Annotated in this window: 16 protein-coding genes; 12 read left to right on the forward strand and 4 right to left on the reverse strand. The window is 67.7% G+C overall.

The annotated features are described in order from the left end of the window. Positions 1-121: 121 nt before the first annotated feature. Complete coding sequence (locus tag J2W78_RS18860; RefSeq protein ID WP_253372992.1) at positions 122-958, forward strand: aldo/keto reductase; 837 nt, start codon at positions 122-124, stop codon at positions 956-958. Between the two features lie 31 nt (positions 959-989). Here J2W78_RS18860 and J2W78_RS18865 read toward each other — a convergent pair whose 3' ends face one another. Then, on the reverse strand, positions 990-3,131 hold the full coding sequence (locus tag J2W78_RS18865) for a sensor histidine kinase (protein WP_253372993.1): 2,142 nt from the start codon (positions 3,129-3,131) through the stop codon (positions 990-992). A gap of 102 nt (positions 3,132-3,233) precedes the next feature. Beyond that, a complete protein-coding gene (locus J2W78_RS18870; protein ID WP_253372995.1) occupies positions 3,234-3,548 on the reverse strand; it encodes a SelT/SelW/SelH family protein in 315 nt (104 codons plus the stop codon). 243 nt (positions 3,549-3,791) lie between these two features. Here J2W78_RS18870 and J2W78_RS18875 point away from each other — a divergent pair, with 243 nt between their 5' ends. The 7 genes from J2W78_RS18875 (at position 3,792) to J2W78_RS18905 (ending at position 11,276) form a co-directional block, all read left to right on the forward strand. Next, a complete protein-coding gene (locus tag J2W78_RS18875) occupies positions 3,792-4,427 on the forward strand; it encodes a LemA family protein (protein WP_253372997.1) in 636 nt (211 codons plus the stop codon). A gap of 22 nt (positions 4,428-4,449) precedes the next feature. Beyond that, on the forward strand, positions 4,450-5,238 hold the full coding sequence (locus J2W78_RS18880) for a TPM domain-containing protein (RefSeq protein WP_253372999.1): 789 nt from the start codon (positions 4,450-4,452) through the stop codon (positions 5,236-5,238). Then, the gene (locus J2W78_RS18885) at positions 5,228-5,854 is read left to right on the forward strand and encodes a TPM domain-containing protein (RefSeq protein WP_253373001.1); all 627 of its coding nucleotides are present in this window, start codon (positions 5,228-5,230) and stop codon (positions 5,852-5,854) included. Before J2W78_RS18880 ends, J2W78_RS18885 begins: the two co-directional genes overlap by 11 nt. 300 nt (positions 5,855-6,154) lie before the next feature. After that, positions 6,155-8,212, forward strand: a complete 2,058-nt coding sequence (locus J2W78_RS18890) for a carbon starvation CstA family protein (RefSeq protein WP_253373002.1) — start codon at positions 6,155-6,157, stop codon at positions 8,210-8,212. A 7-nt stretch (positions 8,213-8,219) separates the two neighbouring features. Beyond that, on the forward strand, positions 8,220-8,453 hold the full coding sequence (locus J2W78_RS18895; protein WP_253373004.1) for a YbdD/YjiX family protein: 234 nt from the start codon (positions 8,220-8,222) through the stop codon (positions 8,451-8,453). A gap of 389 nt (positions 8,454-8,842) precedes the next feature. After that, positions 8,843-10,132 (forward strand): YjgN family protein, encoded by a 1,290-nt coding sequence (locus J2W78_RS18900; RefSeq protein WP_253373006.1) that lies wholly within the window; start codon positions 8,843-8,845, stop codon positions 10,130-10,132. Positions 10,133-10,139: 7 nt separating this feature from the next. After that, complete coding sequence (locus J2W78_RS18905; protein ID WP_253373008.1) at positions 10,140-11,276, forward strand: M48 family metallopeptidase; 1,137 nt, start codon at positions 10,140-10,142, stop codon at positions 11,274-11,276. Positions 11,277-11,369: 93 nt separating this feature from the next. Here the strand turns inward: J2W78_RS18905 and J2W78_RS18910 are convergent, their stop codons facing one another. Beyond that, positions 11,370-11,750 (reverse strand): hypothetical protein, encoded by a 381-nt coding sequence (locus J2W78_RS18910; RefSeq protein WP_253373010.1) that lies wholly within the window; start codon positions 11,748-11,750, stop codon positions 11,370-11,372. Between the two features lie 182 nt (positions 11,751-11,932). Next, the gene (ndk, locus tag J2W78_RS18915; protein WP_253373012.1) at positions 11,933-12,355 is read right to left on the reverse strand and encodes a nucleoside-diphosphate kinase; all 423 of its coding nucleotides are present in this window, start codon (positions 12,353-12,355) and stop codon (positions 11,933-11,935) included. 375 nt (positions 12,356-12,730) lie between these two features. Between ndk and J2W78_RS18920 the strand changes: the two genes are divergently transcribed. The 4 genes from J2W78_RS18920 to J2W78_RS18935 all read left to right on the forward strand — a co-directional run bounded on the left by J2W78_RS18920 (position 12,731) and on the right by J2W78_RS18935 (position 17,369). Continuing rightward, a complete protein-coding gene (locus J2W78_RS18920; RefSeq protein ID WP_253373014.1) occupies positions 12,731-13,243 on the forward strand; it encodes a DUF2147 domain-containing protein in 513 nt (170 codons plus the stop codon). Positions 13,244-13,606: 363 nt separating this feature from the next. Next, positions 13,607-15,718, forward strand: coding sequence for a carbohydrate porin (locus J2W78_RS18925; protein ID WP_253373016.1), 2,112 nt, complete (start codon positions 13,607-13,609; stop codon positions 15,716-15,718). 274 nt (positions 15,719-15,992) lie between these two features. Then, positions 15,993-17,000 (forward strand): Hsp33 family molecular chaperone, encoded by a 1,008-nt coding sequence (locus J2W78_RS18930; protein WP_253373018.1) that lies wholly within the window; start codon positions 15,993-15,995, stop codon positions 16,998-17,000. Positions 17,001-17,153: 153 nt separating this feature from the next. Next, entirely contained in the window at positions 17,154-17,369 is a 216-nt protein-coding gene (locus tag J2W78_RS18935; RefSeq protein WP_253373020.1) for a hypothetical protein, read from the forward strand. The last annotated feature ends 53 nt before the right edge of the window (positions 17,370-17,422 follow it).

Genomic DNA, 17,422 nt, shown 5'->3' on the forward strand with positions numbered 1-17,422 from the left:
CTGACGCGCGCGCAGGCCTGCCCCTCGGAAGGATGCCTATACGGCAGGCACGATCATGCCGATTCTCCGTGCCCTGCCCCCGGCCTGTCGCTCGGGCAGCGCATGAGAACATATAAACGCCATGACAGCCCCCGATCCCGTCCCACAGATCGCTCTCAACGACGGACGGTCCATCCCCCAGCTTGGCTTCGGCGTCTGGCGCCTGCAGGAAGCGGAAACGCCTGCCCTCGTCGGCACGGCGCTCGGCAGCGGCTATCGCTCGATCGACACCGCCGCGGCCTACGGCAACGAGGCAGGCGTCGGGCGCGGCCTGCGGGAGACGATCGTCTCCCGGGCCGACGTGTTCGTGACGACGAAGCTCTGGAACGACGCGCAGGGCTACGATGCGACGCGTCAGGCCTTCGACGACAGTCTCGCCCGGCTGGGCCTGGACCATGTCGATCTCTACCTGATCCACTGGCCCTGTCCCGACCGGGGGCTCTATCTCGACAGCTGGCGCGCGCTGATCCGTCTGCGGGAAGAGGGCCGCACCGCCTCGATCGGTGTCTCGAACTTCACCGAGGATCAGCTCGAGCGGCTCGTGAACGAGACAGGCGTCACCCCCGTCCTCAACCAGATTGAGCTGCATCCGCGTTTCCAGCAGCACGCTTTGCGCGCGGCACATGCTCGGCTCGGCATCGTCACGGAGGCCTGGAGCCCCTTGGGCCAGGCGCAGGTGCTGGATGAGCCCGCCATCACCCGGATCGCCGACCGCCTCGGGCGCAGCCCGGCCCAGGTGGTGCTGCGCTGGCACATCGAGAACGGCTTCGTCGCGATCCCGAAATCGGCCACGCCGGCCCGGATGCACGAGAACATCGACGTGTTCGGCTTCTCGCTGACGCCGGACGATCACGCGGCCATCGCCGGCCTCGACCGGGCCGACGGCCGGATCGGGCCGGACCCGACGACGTTCCAATAAGGCCCGGCACGGGCCGCCCCGGGAGCGGCTTTCACCCCGCCAGCGGCAGCGGTTTCGTCGCGGCAAGTTGCGTGCCGCCCTTGCGCTCCAGCAGGCTCGGCGGCGGCACGGGCGCCTCGATGGTGCAGACGACGCCGTCCGGCTCGTAGAGCAGCTCGACCTTGCCCGCGAGCTCGCGGGCAAGGCTGCGTTCGATCAGGCGCGAGCCGAAGCCGCGGCGGGTCGGGGGTGAGACCGGCGGACCGCCGCTCTCGGTCCAGCGCAGAGACAGCGAGAGTTCGGGCCGGCGCTGCACGGTCCAGGTGATCGTCACCCGCCCACCCTCCTTGGACAAAGCCCCGTACTTCACGGCATTGGTGCCGAGTTCATGCAGGGCCATGGCGATGGACAGCGCCAGCCGCGGTGCGAGGCGAAGGCGCGGGCCCGATACGACGAAGCGCGTTTCCTGCCCCTCTCCCGCCTCCAGCGGGCGGATCGCGTCGCCCACCACGGTCTTCAGCTCGGCGCCCTCCCAGCTCTCTCGGGTCAGCACGTCGTGGGCACGGGCGAGCGCCAGCAGCCGTGCCTCGAAGGCGGCGCGGGCCGCGAGCGCCTCCTCGCCATCGAGCCCCCGCAGGGATTGCATCGCAATCGATTGGACGGTGGCCAGGGTATTCTTCACCCGGTGGTTCAGTTCGTTGATGAGCAGGCGCAGATGCTCCTCGGCCCGCTTCGCGTCGGTGACATCGACGCTGCATCCTGTGAAGCCGAGGAAGGTGCCGTGATCGTCGAGGCGCGGCACGCCCTCGCAACGCAGCCAGCGGATTTCCCCGTTGCGATCGACGACCCGCATCTCGGCCCGGAACGGATGCCGGTGCTCGAACGCCTCTTGGAACGTCGCCTGAAAAGCCGGCAGATCCGGCGGATGCACGATCGACGCCCAGCCGCCGCCGGCCATCTCCGCGGCCGGGCGACCGAACAGGTGGTCGAAATGCATGTTGGCGAAGACCACCTCCGCGGTCTCGTCGGTCATCCAGATCAGCGCCGGGGCCGAATCGGCCATGTGGCGGAAGCGCGCCTCGCTCTCGCGCAAAGCCGCAAGACCGCGCTGAGTCTCGGCGAGCGCCCGGTCGCGCTCATCACTGCGGGTGCGCAGCCGCAGCGAGGCTTCCGAAAGTACGTCGGCAAGGCGGCGGATCTCGTGGATCGGCGAGGCGATCCGTGGGATCGCCTGCCCCCGCGCCAGGGCCGGCCCCGTCGCCGCGAGCTGGCGCAGAGGCTTCGAGACCCGCGACCAGAGGTGGACGGCGAGCACCGACGAGGTGGCGAGCACGAGGAGGCCGAAGCCGCCGAAGGCCCAGATCCAGCGCCGCAGCCGCGCTTCGACCAGTTCGCGCGGGATGCTCGCCCCCACGGTCCAGCCGTTGAGCCGCGAGCGCGCCTCGACCACGGTGACGGGCTTGAAGTTGCGGTCGCGCCCCTCCCAGACGCCGGGCGTGCCCGTCATCGTCTGGCGCAGGGTCGCGAGCCGGGGTTGCCCGATCACGCCCGGCATCTCCGGCAGTCGCGCGAGCACGACGCCGTCACGGTCCGAGACTCCCGTGACCCAGCCCCGGACCTGCTCGCGTCCGAGGATGCCGGCGATGCGGTTCAGGGGCACCGAGAAGCTGAGGAGAAAGGCGGTCACCTCGTCGATCCGCACCGGCACCGCGACGGCGTAATGCGCCTGATCCGGCATGGCCCCCGCAAGGAAGCCGGTGACCATGGAGCGCTGCCCGCTCTCGATCATTTCGCGGTCGACCGGCAGCGCCGTCACCGGCAGGGGGGCGCCCGGTTTGAGGGCGGTGTTGACGATCTGCTGTCCGTCCGGCCGGCGCAGCACGAGATCGAGGCCGACCGCCTCGCGCACGAGGCGCGCCTGATTTTCGAAATTGGCAAACTCGCCGTCCTTGAGCCGTGGCGAGGTGGCGAGCGTCTGCAGCACCGAAACGAGCCCGGCCGTGTCGCGGTCGATCGAGAGCGCGATACCCCGCACGTTCTCCCGGGCATCCTGCTCGAAGCGGGCGCGCTCGGTGGCAGCGTAGCGGGTCAGCAGGATCGCGGTGAAGATCAGGCCGGGGCCGATCAGCGCGATCACGAGCATGATCAGGTAGAACTGCGTGGAGAAGCCACGCTGGCCGAGCCGGGAGAGCATGCGTCGGATCAAGGCGTCCCGCGGCGTTTGCGCTGAAGGGTTTTTGAGGATGGCGCCCGCTCATCATGCCCCAGCGCGGGCATACGTGCCAACTGCCCCGGTTCAGCCCTCCCGCCCGGCCCGATCGACATGCCCGAGATCCCGCCCCGGATCGAGCCGATCCCGGACCCGCTGCTTGAGCACCTTCACATCGGGGAAACCACCATCGCGCACCCGCTCCCAGATGATTTCGGAGTCAAACTCGATCACGAACACCCCGCCGGTGCCGGGCCGCAGGGCGACCTCGCCGAGATCGTCGCGGAAAGTGGAAAGGAGTTCCTGCGCCATCCACGCCGCACGCAGCAGCCATTGGCACTGCGTGCAGTAGGTGATGGTGATGCGGGGATTGGCAGGAGTGAGGGCGGTCGCATTGCTCATGTAAATATTAAGTCGTTGTCCGAAGCATGCTGTCAAGCGGCGTGCATCACGCAAGACTTCTACAAGGACAGGGAGACTGACGATCAATTGTCAACGACATGTTCAACGCAACACAGTCCTTTAGGCAAATCCCTCTTTAGAAGCTGAAGCAACGACTCGGGAGCCGCCCCTTCCCGCAGCGGCAAGCCGCCCCTATCTCCAAGACCAGCTTCGCCGCCAAGCTCGCCTCAGAGATCGCCTGCCATGTCACATTCCCTCAGTCCCGCGACCCCCTCCCGCCCCTCCATCCTCAGCCGGGTCGTCTCTGCCCTCGCAGCGCTCTGGCTTGCGACGTGCCTGGCCGGGTGCGGGGCGATCAACCGGGTGCCGAGCCTGGAGGAGCAGGCGAAGTCGTCCTGGAGCGAGGTGCAGAACCAGTACCAGCGCCGGGCCGACCTGATCCCGAACCTTGTCGAGACCGTGAAGGGCTATGCCAAGCAGGAGCAGGAGACCCTGACCCGGGTAACGGAAGCCAGGGCCAAGGCGACGAGCGTGCAGGTCGATGCCTCGACGGTCAGTGATCCGGAGAAGTTCAAGCAGTTCCAGGAGGCGCAGAACCAGCTTTCAGGAGCGCTCGGGCGGTTGCTCGCCTCGGTCGAGGCCTATCCGGATCTCAAATCGAACCAGAACTTCCTCGCCCTCCAGTCGCAACTCGAAGGGACGGAGAACCGCATCGCCGTGGCGCGGCGGGACTATATCCAGGCGGTCCAGGCCTACAACACCGAGATCCGCACCATTCCCGGCCGGTGGGTCGCCTCATGGTTCTACCCTGAGGCAAAGCCGATGGAGACCTTCACCTCGACGCCGGGCTCAGAGCGCGCGCCGAACGTGAAGTTCTAGTTCGTCCGGCCCTGAACCGGTGATGATGCGTCCTGATCGGATCGCTCGGCTCCCCGCATTCGGCCCGCTGTCGGCGCTGTGGCTCGCGCTGCTGCTCGTTGGAGGCTCCTTGGGTCTCGCCGCCGCGGCCGAGCCCGACTTCCCCAAGCTCACGGGCCGGGTCGTGGATGCGGCCGGCATCCTCTCGCCGGAGACGCGGACGCGGATCGACGGCAAGATCAAGGCCCACGAGGACAAGACGGGCGATCAACTCGTCGTCGCCACAGTGCCGAGCCTTCAGGATCTCACGGTCGAGGACTACGCCAACCGCCTCGCCCGCGCCTGGGGCATCGGTCAGAAGAAGACCAACAACGGCGTGCTGCTGCTGGTGGCCCCGAAGGAGCGCAAGGTTCGCATCGAGGTCGGATACGGACTCGAAGGCGCGCTCACCGATGCGCTGTCGAAGACGATCATTACGACGGCGATCACGCCCCGCTTCCGCCAGGGCGACTTTTCCGGCGGGGTGGAGGCGGGGGTGGACGCCATCGTCCCGATCCTCTCGGGCGATGCCGACGAGTGGCAGCGCCGCGCGCCAGTGCGGGAAGACACGGTCGATCCCGTCACGGTGATTTTCTGGATCATTGTCATCATCGCCCTCGTCGTCGTGCTGACGCGGATGAATGGCGGCGGGCGGCGGGGCCGGGGCGGCGGCTTCGTCGTGATTCCGGGGCCGTCCGGTGGCTGGAGCGGCGGCTTCTCGGATGGCGGAGGCGGAGGATTTTCCGGCGGGGGCGGCTCGTTCGGCGGCGGGGGAGCGTCCGGTGACTGGTAGCACGACCATCCTCGATCCCGCCGCGCGGGAGCGGATCGCCGCAGCGATCGGACGGGCGGAGACCGGAACGACCGGCGAAATCGTGGTGCTGGTCGCGGCCAGCGCCGGCCTCTATCGCTCCCCCGGCCTCGCTTTGGCTCTGGCGGTCGCCCTGGCCTTGCCCTGGCCGCTGATCCTGCTCACCGATCTCGGTGCGGGCGAGATTGCGCTCGCTCAGGCGGCGACCGTGCTCGCCACGCTGCTGCTGACCCTGAACGAGCGTTTCCGGATCACCCTCACCCCGCGACGCTGGCAGCGTGAACGCGCTCACGCCGCTGCGCGCCGCGAGTTCTTCGCACACGGTCTCACCGGAACGCGGGGACGCACCGGCGTTTTGGTCTACGTGGCCCTCGCCGAGCGCTACGCCGAGATCGTTGCCGACAAGGGCGTGCGGGCCCGCGTGGACGAGGCGCGGTGGCGCGCCATCGTCTCGGAGCTGCTCGGTGCGGCCGAACGCGGAGCCCTCGGCGAGGGGCTCGTCTCGGCGGTGGATCAGGTCGGTGCCGTGCTGAAGGCCGAGCTGCCGGGCAGCCACGGCGGCAATCAACTCCCTAACCGCGTCATCGTCCTCGACTAGAACGTTCGAACACGCTCTCCACGGTCGATGCCGTTCGGGCCGCACGAGGCCGTGCTCCGAATCATCGGCACCGTCCGGAGACCCGTTTCCCGAGTTGCCCTTGGCGCGGGCGTCGGCGGCATCGCGGCGCCTTCATCCCGAGGTTCGGGTAACGCGGGATGGCGGATGTCACTGCGGGTGCAGAGGGAACCGGCAGCTGTGTGCTCACCGCAACTGGTATCGCAGGAAAAATTGCGCCACACAGATCGGTGAAAGGCCGCCTGCATCAAGAATGCGGCCAATGACGGAGTGAGGCGTCGCATGGGCGCAATACAGAAGCATGGGCCCTGGGCCCTGGTCGGGGCATTGGGCGCTGCGGCGCTGGCGGTGGTCGCCACGCAACGGGGCGAATCGATCAACGCCCTCTGGGTCGTGGTGGCTGCGGTCTGCACCTACCTCATCGCCTACCGCTACTATTCCCTTTTCATCGCCGACAAGGTGATGCGCCTCGACCCGAAGCGCGAGACCCCGGCGCACCGTCACAACGACGGCCTCGACTACGTTCCCACCAACAAGTCGGTCCTGTTCGGCCACCACTTCGCGGCCATCGCCGGCGCCGGCCCGCTGGTTGGCCCCGTGCTCGCCGCGCAGATGGGCTACCTGCCCGGCATGCTGTGGATCCTGGCCGGCGTCGTGCTCGCGGGCGCGGTGCAGGACTTCATGGTCCTGTTCATCTCGATGCGCCGCGATGGGCGCTCTCTGGGCGAACTGATCCGGGCCGAACTCGGGGTGATCCCCGGCGTCATCGCCCTGTTCGGCACCTTCATGATCATGGTCATCCTGCTCGCCGTGCTGGCGATGATCGTGGTCAAGGCACTGGCCGAGAGCCCGTGGGGCACCTTCACCGTCGGCGCGACGATCCCGATCGCGATCCTGATGGGCCTCTACGCGCGCTACATCCGGCCGGGCAAGATCGGCGAGGTGTCGATCATCGGCTTCGTCCTGCTCATGGCCGCGATCGTCGGCGGCGGTCAGATCAACGAGCACCCCACCTGGGGTCCCGCCTTCACCTTCACCGGCACCCAGCTCACCTGGATGCTGATCGGCTACGGCTTCGTGGCCGCGATCCTGCCGGTGTGGCTGCTGCTCGCCCCGCGCGACTACCTCTCGACCTTCCTCAAGATCGGCACCATCGTCGGCCTCGCGCTCGGCATCGTCGTCGTCGCCCCGCACATGCAGATGCCGGCCACGACGAAGTTCGTCGACGGCACCGGCCCGGTCTGGGCGGGCTCGCTGTTTCCGTTCCTGTTCATCACCATCGCCTGCGGCGCGGTCTCGGGCTTCCACGCTCTGATCTCGTCGGGCACGACCCCGAAGCTCGTCAACAACGAGATGGACACCCGCTTCATCGGCTACGGCGGCATGCTGATGGAGAGCTTCGTGGCGATCATGGCGCTGGTGGCCGCCAGCGTGATCGACCCGGGCATCTACTTCACCATGAACTCCCCGGGCGCCCTGCTCGGCGGCACGCCGGAAACCGCCGCCGCTGCGGTGACGGCGCTCGGCTTCCCCATCGCTCCGGACGTCATCGCCCAGACCGCCAAGGATGTCGGCGAGCACTCGATCATCTCGCGCGTCGGCGGCGCGCCGACCCTCGCGGTCGGCATGGCGCACATCATCTCCTCGGCCATCGGCGGCAAGGCGATGATGGCCTTCTGGTATCACTTCGCGATCCTGTTCGAGGCCCTGTTCATCCTGACCGCGGTGGATGCGGGCACGCGCGCCGGCCGCTTCATGCTGCAGGATCTGCTCGGCCTGCTCTCGCCGCGCTTCAAGGATACCTCGGCCTGGGGTCCGAGCGTGGTCGCCACCGCTCTGTGCGTCGGCGCCTGGGGCTTCTTCCTCTATCAGGGCGTCACCGATCCGCTGGGCGGCATCTACACCCTGTGGCCGCTGTTCGGCATCTCGAACCAGATGCTGGCCGCCGTCGCACTGACGCTGGCGACCGTGGTGATCTTCAAGATGAAGCGCGAGCGCTACGCTTTCGTCACCATCATCCCGACCGTCTGGCTCTGCATCTGCACCCTGACGGCCGGCTGGCAGAAGATCTTCTCGCCCGATCCGAAGATCGGCTTCCTCGCGCACGCCGACCGCTTCTCGGCGGCGATCGCGGAAGGCAAGGTGCTCGGCCCGGCCAAGAGCATGGCGGACATGCACAAGATTGTCTTCAACGACCGCATCGACGCGGCCCTCGCCGTGTTCTTCGTCGGCCTCGTCGTGGCGATCGCGGTGTTCGGCGTCATGGCCTGCGTGAAAGCCTACCGCGCCGATCGCTGGACGGCGCTGGAAGCCGATCCCAGACTCGTCCCGGCGGAGTGAGCGTGTCATGAGCGGAACCGCAACGTCGATGCAGAGCTTTCGCGAACGCCTTCAGGCTTTCAACAAGTGCGTCTGCGACGGCGCGCGGCTGATGGTGGGTCAGGGCGATTACGGCACTTACGTCGCCCATATCGCCAAGACCCATCCCGATCAGGCGCCGATGACCGAGCGGGAGTTCTTTCGCAACCGCGAGAACGCTCGCTTCGGGGTCGGAAACACATCGGGTTTCCGTTGCTGCTGAAGCTCCTCGATTCCCAGGGGTGCGGTTCGCTCCTCTTGTGATGACGTCATGTGAAAACGCCGGGCTCCGTGATCGGGCCCGGCGTTTTCTTTTGAAAGCACGTTCAGTGGTCTGCCTGTGAGCGCGGTATCGCTACGCGCAACATCGCAGCGAGACGAGCGGCAGAATCGGAGTTGAGTGCGGCGTCCGCCATCGGCTCAGAAACAGCTGTCGGGAAACGGTCGCGACGTGGTTTTCACGTGAAATTAACCATGAAAACTCAGCGGCGTGCGGTCGCTGCACCGGCTTTCCAGTGACCGATCGTTCCTAAAGCAACGATTGTGTGCGACGGCTGTTGCAACGCAACCAGCACGGATTCTAGTCTCCCAGCAACGAGGGGGACTGCAACGATGGATCAATTGGCAGGCGTGCCGGGCCCGGCTGGGGCGCGGACGGGACAAATTGCGTTCGACCGGAAGGCGCCGGGGCTGACGGGCATCGTCGTCAAAGGCTTCCTGCTCTCGCTGGTCACCTTCTCGATCTACCGGTTCTGGTACATCACCAATCTGCGGCGGTATTTCTGGAGCCGCACGATCGTCGCCGGCAGCCCGGCCGAGTATCTCGGCACCGGCAAGGAGTTGTTCCTCGGCTTCCTCGTGGCGCTTGCCATCCTGGTGCCGATCTACATCGTCCTGTTCGTCGTCGGTCTCCTGAGCCCCGTGCTGGCGGCCCTGACTGCGCCGATCTCCTTCATCGGCCTGTTCGTGCTCGGGCAATACGCGCTGTTCCGCGGCCGGCGCTACCGAGCTTCGCGCACGCGCTGGCGCGGCATACGCCTCGGGCAGGACGGGTCGGGCTTCGCTTATGCCGGACGCGCCTGCCTGTGGTGGCTCGCGACCTTCTTCAGCTTCGGCCTGGCCTTCCCCTTCATGCGCGCGGCGCTGGAGCGCTACCGCATCGACCACACGCTGATCGGCCAGAGCCGGATGCGCTCGACCGCGACCGGCCGCTCAATCCTGATGCCGTGGATGATGTTCTACATCACCGCGCTGCTGCCGATTCTGCTGAGCGTCGTGGCGCTGCTGGCAGCGACCGGCTTCGACATCCCGAGCGATCTGCTGATTCAGGATCCGGCGAGCGAGAAGAGCAAGTTCATCTTCAATCCGGCCTACGAGGATTCGCCGCTCGTGTCCTACGCCAGCGCCGTCGGGATCGCCGCCAGCGTGTCGATTCCCCTCGCGCTCCTGCTGATCCCCTATTATCGGGCGCGCGAGACCCGCGCGTTCCTCAATGCAGCCCATCTCGGTGAGGCGCGGCTGGCCTCCTCGCTGAAGGCGCGCCAGTTCTACTTCCCCTATTTCGTCTACATGCTGGCGGTGATCGGCTTCATCATCGTTCTCGGCATCATCTTCGCTCTTCTCGTGCCGTTGATCGCCATGGACGGCGAGAATGCGGGCATCCACGCCTTCGTCATCGCATCGAGCGTGCTTCTCTATCTCGGGGCCATCCTCGGCACGAACGTGCTCTATGTCCGGATCATCACGGTGAGGCTGTGGCACGCGGTGGCGACCACGATGCAGATCGAGAACCTGCCGGCGCTGGAAGCGGTGCTCGCCTCGACGCGCGCGCCGGCCAGCGGCCTCAACGAGGGGCTGGCCGACGCGCTCGATGTCGGCGGCGCCCTCGAGATCGGGTTCTAGCCCGCCGATGGAGGCGATCACCACGACCGGCACGTTCTTCGACGGCCTCAGCGCCCGGCCCCGGCCGGTGACGCTGAGGCTGACGTTCCGGCTCGAAGTCTCCGGCGGGGACGTTTCGCGCGATTGGAGCCTGCTCGATCTGCGCGCGGCCGACGCTGCCCCACCCCTGATGCGGATCAACCATACGCAGGGACCGGAGAGCATCGAGTTCGCCGACGAGACGTTCGCGGAAGCCCTGAAGGCGCGATGTCCCGACCTGAACCGGACCGAGAGCGGAGGCGGCCTGACCCGCCTCGTGCTCTGGTCGATCGCGGCGGGCGTCTCCGTGCTGCTGACGGCCGTTTACGGTGTGCCGGCGGCCTCGAACCTGCTCGCCCCCTTGGTCCCGCGGGCGATCGAAGCGCAACTCGGACGCAGCGTCGATACTCAGATCGTCGGCTTGCTCGGCGACCCGCCGCTCTGCAACGATTCGGCGGCGCGGACAGTGCTCGATCGGCTGACGGCACGGCTTGCCGAGGGCATGGCGCTGCCGGAGACTCCGCAGGTCACCGTGCGCCGTCACACGGTTGCCAACGCGCTCGCCCTTCCGGGCGGACGGGTGATCCTGCTCTCGGACATCATCGCCAAGGCCAAGAACGGCGATGAGCTGGCCGGCATCCTTGCGCACGAGTTCGGCCACGTCGCCGCCCGCGATCCGATGCGCTCGGTGATCACGGCCGGCGGCACCTCGTTCCTGCTGAGTCTCGTGCTCGGCGATCTCACCGGCTCGACGGTGCTGGTAACGATCGGGCAGGCCGCGATCTCGGCGAATTACTCACGCGACGCGGAGCGAACGGCGGATGCCTACGCGGTGACGGCGGTGAAGCGGGCCGGCGGGGACGGGGCCGCGCTCGCCGCGATCCTGGAGCGCATCACCGACGCGGATGACGAGAAGCCGGACGCGACCTCGTTCCTGCGCTCCCATCCGGTCACGGCAGAGCGGTCCGCGCGGATCCGGTCTTTGGCAGGGCAGAAACCGGCCGGCCCCGGCATCCTGTCCGAGGCCGAGTGGAAGAGCCTCCAGGGCATCTGCCCGAAGCCGGCCAAACCGGAGAAGCCGAAGCCGGACGACGGGGATACCACGGCGCCGACCGAGAAGCTGTAGATTCCGGCTCCGAAAGACCGGGAGCTATCAAAGGTGCGGGTTCGAGCCCTGCATCTCTCGAAGGGACGGCGCTCAGCGCCGTCCCTCATCCGATCAGACCGGACGCGGCAGCTTGCAGCTATCGAGCGCGTTCAGCGCCTTGGCGCGCGCGCTGTCGTTGAAGTAGCCGGTGGTGCGGTAGGAAGCGATCTCGTCCTTGTCGAGGGCGGAGAGCGTGCGCTCGGCATAGCAGCCGCAGGGCGCGGCGAGCGCGTCTTCGGGAACCTTCTGGAACCGGGCCTGGGTGACGGTGCAGGCGTGGCGCACGCGGCCGGTCAGGTTGGTCTTGGTCGCGGTCTTCAGCGTCGGATCGGGCACATAGCCTTCGAGCGAGGTGTACTGCGTCGAGCGGCCGGCGGTGTTGCAGGCGGCGAGCAGGGACACGAGGCCGGCCGCGACGAGCAGGCGGCCGGTGCGCGAAAACGTGAGGCGCATGGGAGCGAAAATCCGAAGAGAGACGGGAAATCGTCGATCGATTCCGTTCTTCGGGCCGCTCGCCCTGCACCGCTAGGGCAGGAGAGTCACACTCGGCCGGATTGCGCCGGGAAGGTCAGCCCCGCGCAAGCGCGAGCGTGTTTCTCGCCGGCCCTGTTACGAAGGCCGGCGAGAACCATGCTTTAGGCGGCGATGTCGGCGTCGTTGAAGAACTGCGCGATCTCGAGCCGGGCGTTGTCGGCGCTGTCGGAGCCGTGAACGGTGTTCTCGCCGACCGACTCGGCGAACTGCTTGCGGATGGTGCCGTCGGCGGCCTGGGCCGGGTTCGTGGCGCCCATGACTTCGCGGTACTTGGCGACGGCGTTCTCGCCTTCCAGCACCTGCACGACCACGGGGCCCGAGGTCATGAACTCGACCAGCTCACCGAAGAACGGGCGCTCCTTGTGCACCTCGTAGAATTTCTCCGCCTGCTCGCGGGTCATGCGGATGCGGCGCTGGCCGACGATGCGCAGGCCGGCGGCCTCGATCACGGCGTTGACCGCGCCGGTGAGGTTGCGGCGCGTCGCGTCGGGCTTGAGGATGGAGAAGGTGCGCTCGTTGGCCATGGTCCGGTCCGGTTCGTTGGAGAAAGGGGTCGCGCGACGCGCTGAAGGAGGGCGGGCTCGAAAGCCACCCGAGAGATCGACCGCGTCGGCAGTCGACGGCCCGGCTGGCGCCCGGCGCGCCGGGCTTATAGCGGTGGACCGGTAGGCCCTCAACCACCGTCAACCCGCTGACAGGCAACGGATGCCCATGCGAGCGGAATCACGGCAAGCTCGGCCTTTTTCGGCTCCGCCATGGCTTTAGCGCAACACCGCCGAAAAATCGCCGGATTGCAGCGGCTCAATGGGTGGACGGTTCGCCTGCCCCCGCTCGCTGCCGGGGCGACCCTTCCTCCGCAAGCCTCAGCCCATCTTTGGGCCCAGCCTCAGGAGCCATTCATGCGTATCGCTCTCGGTCTCGCCGCCCTCCTGGCTTCGAACGCCGCCTTCGCCGCCCCCAAAGACCTCTCCGGAACGTGGCTGACGGGGGACGGACGCGCGAAGATCCGCATCGACCGCTGCGGGCCGAGCGGCGGCAACGCCTGCGGCAAGGTGGTGTGGCTAAAATCTCCGACCGATGACGCCGGGGCGCCGCGCAACGATGTGAAGAACCCCGATCCGAAGAAGCGGGCACGCCCGATCATCGGGCTGACGCTCCTCGAAAACCTCAAGCCGGAAGATGCGGGTTTTGCCGGCGAGATCTACAACGCCGACGAGGGCAAGATCTATCAGGTCAGCCTGGAGCGCGAAAGCGAGGGCGAACTGAGCGTTCAGGGCTGCATGCTCAAGGTGCTGTGCGGCTCGCAGACTTGGACCCGCGTGCCGGACGTGAACCAGCAGGCCGCCGCGACCCCTGCGAAAACCGTCGCGAAGCCGGCCCCGGCCAAGGTACCGGCCGCTCCCGCGGAGTGATGCTCGCCGAACATTTTTAGGGAAAAAGGGGCGCGCCTTTGCTGGCGCGCCCTGAAGTTCGACAAACCTGATGGGGATCAAGTCCGCTCAAAAGTTAGCGTGACGGTGCAATGCAGCAAGCACCCGTAGGCACTTATTTGTCTTTTTGGGACCGCTTACGTGCGATCGTCCCGGCTTCGCACACCTCTCCGCGGGCTGTGACGGCGCGTCCGTCATCGTCCTGTCGAATGTTTCGGCTTCTCACGGACATCGTGGCGCCCGCGCAACCGTTCTGAAGCCTCGTGCTTCGGCGGGTCGTGGGCGCATTGCGGCGGCAACGGCATCTGCTAGGCCGCTCAAGGGGTGGCGGCGGGGGCTGGCGCAGTGTTCAAGGCGCGCGCGGGGACGATCGCGAAACGGTGGGCCGTCTCGGCAGGGCTTGCCGCGATTCTCGGCTTTCATGCCTGCGCCGGCATGGCCGCGGACCTCGCGGAGCGCGCAACGCCCCGCTTCATCGATTGGTCCGGCTTCTATGCCGGGGTACAGGGCAGCGCGGGCGCTTCCTTCGGCAATTACGATTTCGGCCCGACCACGATCGGCGCGCGCCGCGTTCGGACGCTCTCGACGGGTGATGCCACCGGCAGCCGCGACCTCGGCGGCGACGCCACCACGGTAATCGGCGGCGCCTTTGCCGGCTGGAACGGGCAGGACGGGGCCCTCGTCTACGGGATCGAAGCCGACCTCGCCGGCGCCAATCTCAAGCGTGGCGCACGCTCCGATGCACCGGGCTTCGGCTATGAGGCGATCGATCCGCCCTTCGCGCTGATCCGCGAGAAGACGGACGTGTTCGGAGCCGCCCGCGCGCGGCTCGGCTACGCCTTCGGCAACAACCTGATCTACGCGACCGCCGGGCTCACGGGCGCCAACGGCCGGGTGCTCGCCACCTATCCGGATCAGGCCGGCGGCCCGACGGCGACGGCCTCTCGCAACGTCTCCTATCTCGGCTTCACGCTGGGTGCCGGCGTGCAGTTCGCGGTCGATCCGCATCTCTCGCTCGGGATCGACTACCGCTACAGCGACCTCGGCGAGAGCGGCCGCTTCGGCCTCGGCACGCTGCCGGGCCTCGACGGGGGACCGGTGACGACCCGCACCGGCTTCGTTTCCAACCAGATGATGGCGCGGCTGATCTGGCACCCACAGGCGCTGACCCTGGTGCCGGAGGAAGAGGACGAGCCCCCGAAGGACGCCCGCTTCTCGTTGCACGGCCAGACCACCTTCGTGAACCAGGGCGTGACGGGCTTCCGCGCCCCCTATCGCGGGCCGCAGAGCCTCGTGCCGGATCAGGCGCAGGCGACGACGACCGCGACGCTGTTCCTCGGCCTCAAGCTCTTCGAGGGAACCGAACTCTACTACAATCCGGAATTCAGCCAGGGCTTCGGCCTGTCGCGCACGCTGGGCGTGGCCGGCTTCGTCAACGGCGAGGCGCAGAAGGCCGGCGCCCCCTTCCCGAAGCTGCGGTCGAACCGCTACTTCGTCCGCCAGACCTTCGGGCTCGGCAGCGAGACGGAAGCGGTGCCGGACGGGCCGAACTCCATCGCCGGCACGCGCGACGTCGAGCGCATCACGGTCATCGCCGGCAAGTTCGCGCTCGGCGACTTCTTCGACGGCAACGTCTACGCCCACGACCCGCGGGTGGACTTCATGAACTGGGGCCTGTGGGCCGCGGCCGCCTGGGACTTCCCGGCCAACCTTCCCGGTTTCACGCAAGGCGTGATGGTCGAGTACAACCGCGCGGAATTTGCGGTGCGCGCCGCCTACACGCAGGTGCCCAAGGAGCCCTCCTCCGACGTGCTCGACCCGCGGGTGTTCGAGCGGGCCGGCGCCGTCATCGAGTTCGAGGAGCGCCACACGCTGCCCGTGCTCGACCAGCCGGGCCGCTTACGCCTCGGCCTGTTCTCGAATGTCGGCAACACCGCCAACTTCCGGCAGATCGTGGCGCTGACGCAGACGGGCGCCTTCGCCGACATCAACACGGCGGCCGCCGCGACCCGGGAGCCTCGGCGCAAGAGCGGTGCCTACGTCAATCTCGAACAGACACTGACCGCCGATCTCGGCCTGTTCGCGCGGGCGAGCGTCAACGACGGGCGCAACGAGAACCTCTCCTTCACCGATATCGACGGCTCGGTCTCGGGCGGCCTCTCGCTCAAGGGCGCGGCCTGGGGCCGGCCGCAGGACACGGTCGGCATCGGCGCCGCCGCGAACCGGATCTCGACCTCTCACCGCGCCTACTTCGCCAATGGCGGGCTCGGACTCCTGATCGGCGACGGCCGCCTCGACAATTACGCGCCGGAACGGGCGGTCGAGGTCTATTACGCGATGAACCTGACGAAGGCAGTGACGATGTCCTTCGACTACCAGCACGTCGAGAACCCGGCCTATAACCGCGACCGGGGCCCGGCCGATTTCTTCGGCACGCGGCTGCACACGGATTTCTGAGCCGTCCGGCCAGGGCATCGTCCCGAAAGGTGGCCGCCGACTTCCGGAAGAAAGACGATGCGGAAACGACAAGCGCGGCCGCGTGCGGACTATTTGCGTGGTGGGGCCGGCCGAGGGCATCATGCGCCGGTCTCGCGCCGGGGCACGGTGCCCCCCATATGAGGAGCGCCGAGGACGTGCGCCGATTCGTGCACCTCCGTCGGTTCGACGCGACGGCGCCGGACCGGCCGCCCTCCCGCTCCTCTTTTTCATCCAGCCCGGATACGGAGAGCCCATGAGCTCCGGACACGCCCCTTCTTTCACACCCTCGCTCGAAGGCGACGACGACGCCGTTCTGCCGTTCGCCGTCGAAGCGCTGGATCTGCGCGGCCGCGCGGTGCGGCTCGGGCCCTCGATCGACACCATCCTGCGCCGCCACGGCTATCCCGACGCGGTCGCTCGGCTGATCGGCGAGGCGTCGGCACTCACCGTGCTGCTCGGCGCCTCCCTGAAGCTCGAAGGCCGCTTCCAGCTCCAGACCAAGACCGACGGACCGGTGAACATGCTGGTGGTCGATTTCGAGGCGCCCGACCGGGTGCGGGCCACCGCCCGCTTCGATGCGGAGCCGGTGGCCGCCCTCGGCCCGAAGGCGCGCGCCGCCGACCTGATGGGTCGCGGGCATCTGGCCATGACCATCGATCAGGGGCCAACCCAGAGCCGCTACCAGGGCGTCGTCGCTCTCGAGGGCCAAAGCCTCGAAGAGGCCGCGCACCAATACTTCCGGCAATCCGAGCAGATCCCGACGCTGGTCCGCCTCGCGGTGGCCGAGCAGATGGAGGGCGGGGAGAGCCGCTGGCGGGCCGGCGGACTGCTGGTGCAGTTCCTGCCGACCTCACCCGACCGGATGCGCCAGGCCGACCTTCCGCCCGGCGACGCACCGGAGGGCCACGAGATTCTCACCGGCGCCCCCCGTGACGACGATGCCTGGACCGAGGCGCGCAGCCTCGTGAACACCGTCGAGGACCACGAAATCGTCGATCCGGCGGTTTCGAGCGAGCGGTTGCTCTACCGCCTGTTCCACGAGCGCGGCGTGCGCGTGTTCGAGGCGCAGAGCGTGGTCGAGCGCTGCCGCTGCTCGCAAGAGCGGGTGTTGGGGATGATCCGCTCGTTCTCGGCCGAGGAGCGGCGGGACATGGTCGCGGATGACGGCACCGTGTCCATCACCTGTGAGTTCTGCTCGCGCCGCTACGTGCTCGATCCGGCCGAGGTCGAGCGGGATATCGCGACCGCGCCGGGGGCGTGACGTCGTTCGCTCCGTCCGTTCTGCGACGGCAGCAGCTCAATGAACCGGCGACGTTTGCAGGAATGCGAACGTGTATGAGATCAGGGGTGAGGATCGGCGGGTGGCACCCCGCCGATCTTCGGCTCAGGCGCAGAGGGCCACAAGACCGCTATCGTGACGGGCGAAGACGACGCGGTGGCGTTGTTTCTCACGGTGATGGTCAAGATGCCCCCCGACCACATCGATCATCTCCTCTCTACCTCGCTTGCTCAGTCATGCGGCGGCCGTAGTCGTCCATTCGACGAAAGGCCCGGCGCACGGGCGTTCGCGGTGATCGCGGGTGAGGTGAGCGGCGGCACGATCGACGTGGCACAGACCGTCGCAATCTGAAATTTCCGCGCGTCGAAGCTCGCAGTTGGATTGATGAAAACGTTCTCACAAGC

Origin of the sequence: Methylorubrum extorquens (assembly GCF_024169925.1) — a bacterium.
In the GTDB taxonomy this organism is placed as follows: Bacteria; Pseudomonadota; Alphaproteobacteria; order Rhizobiales; family Beijerinckiaceae; genus Methylobacterium; species Methylobacterium extorquens_A.

Bases quoted from the DNA above. Each gene is read 5' to 3' on its own strand.
- J2W78_RS18875 (WP_253372997.1), top strand. From the start codon at position 3,792: ATGTCACATTCCCTCAGTCCCGCGACCCCCTCCCGCCCCTCCATCCTC.
- J2W78_RS18900 (WP_253373006.1), top strand. From the start codon at position 8,843: ATGGATCAATTGGCAGGCGTGCCGGGCCCGGCTGGGGCGCGGACGGGA.
- J2W78_RS18920 (WP_253373014.1), top strand. From the start codon at position 12,731: ATGCGTATCGCTCTCGGTCTCGCCGCCCTCCTGGCTTCGAACGCCGCC.
- J2W78_RS18910 (WP_253373010.1), bottom strand. From the start codon at position 11,750: ATGCGCCTCACGTTTTCGCGCACCGGCCGCCTGCTCGTCGCGGCCGGC.
- J2W78_RS18870 (WP_253372995.1), bottom strand. From the start codon at position 3,548: ATGAGCAATGCGACCGCCCTCACTCCTGCCAATCCCCGCATCACCATC.
- J2W78_RS18930 (WP_253373018.1), top strand. From the start codon at position 15,993: ATGAGCTCCGGACACGCCCCTTCTTTCACACCCTCGCTCGAAGGCGAC.
- J2W78_RS18890 (WP_253373002.1), top strand. From the start codon at position 6,155: ATGGGCGCAATACAGAAGCATGGGCCCTGGGCCCTGGTCGGGGCATTG.
- J2W78_RS18865 (WP_253372993.1), bottom strand. From the start codon at position 3,131: ATGCTCTCCCGGCTCGGCCAGCGTGGCTTCTCCACGCAGTTCTACCTG.
- J2W78_RS18860 (WP_253372992.1), top strand. From the start codon at position 122: ATGACAGCCCCCGATCCCGTCCCACAGATCGCTCTCAACGACGGACGG.
- J2W78_RS18905 (WP_253373008.1), top strand. From the start codon at position 10,140: ATGGAGGCGATCACCACGACCGGCACGTTCTTCGACGGCCTCAGCGCC.
- ndk (WP_253373012.1), bottom strand. From the start codon at position 12,355: ATGGCCAACGAGCGCACCTTCTCCATCCTCAAGCCCGACGCGACGCGC.
- J2W78_RS18880 (WP_253372999.1), top strand. From the start codon at position 4,450: ATGATGCGTCCTGATCGGATCGCTCGGCTCCCCGCATTCGGCCCGCTG.
- J2W78_RS18895 (WP_253373004.1), top strand. From the start codon at position 8,220: ATGAGCGGAACCGCAACGTCGATGCAGAGCTTTCGCGAACGCCTTCAG.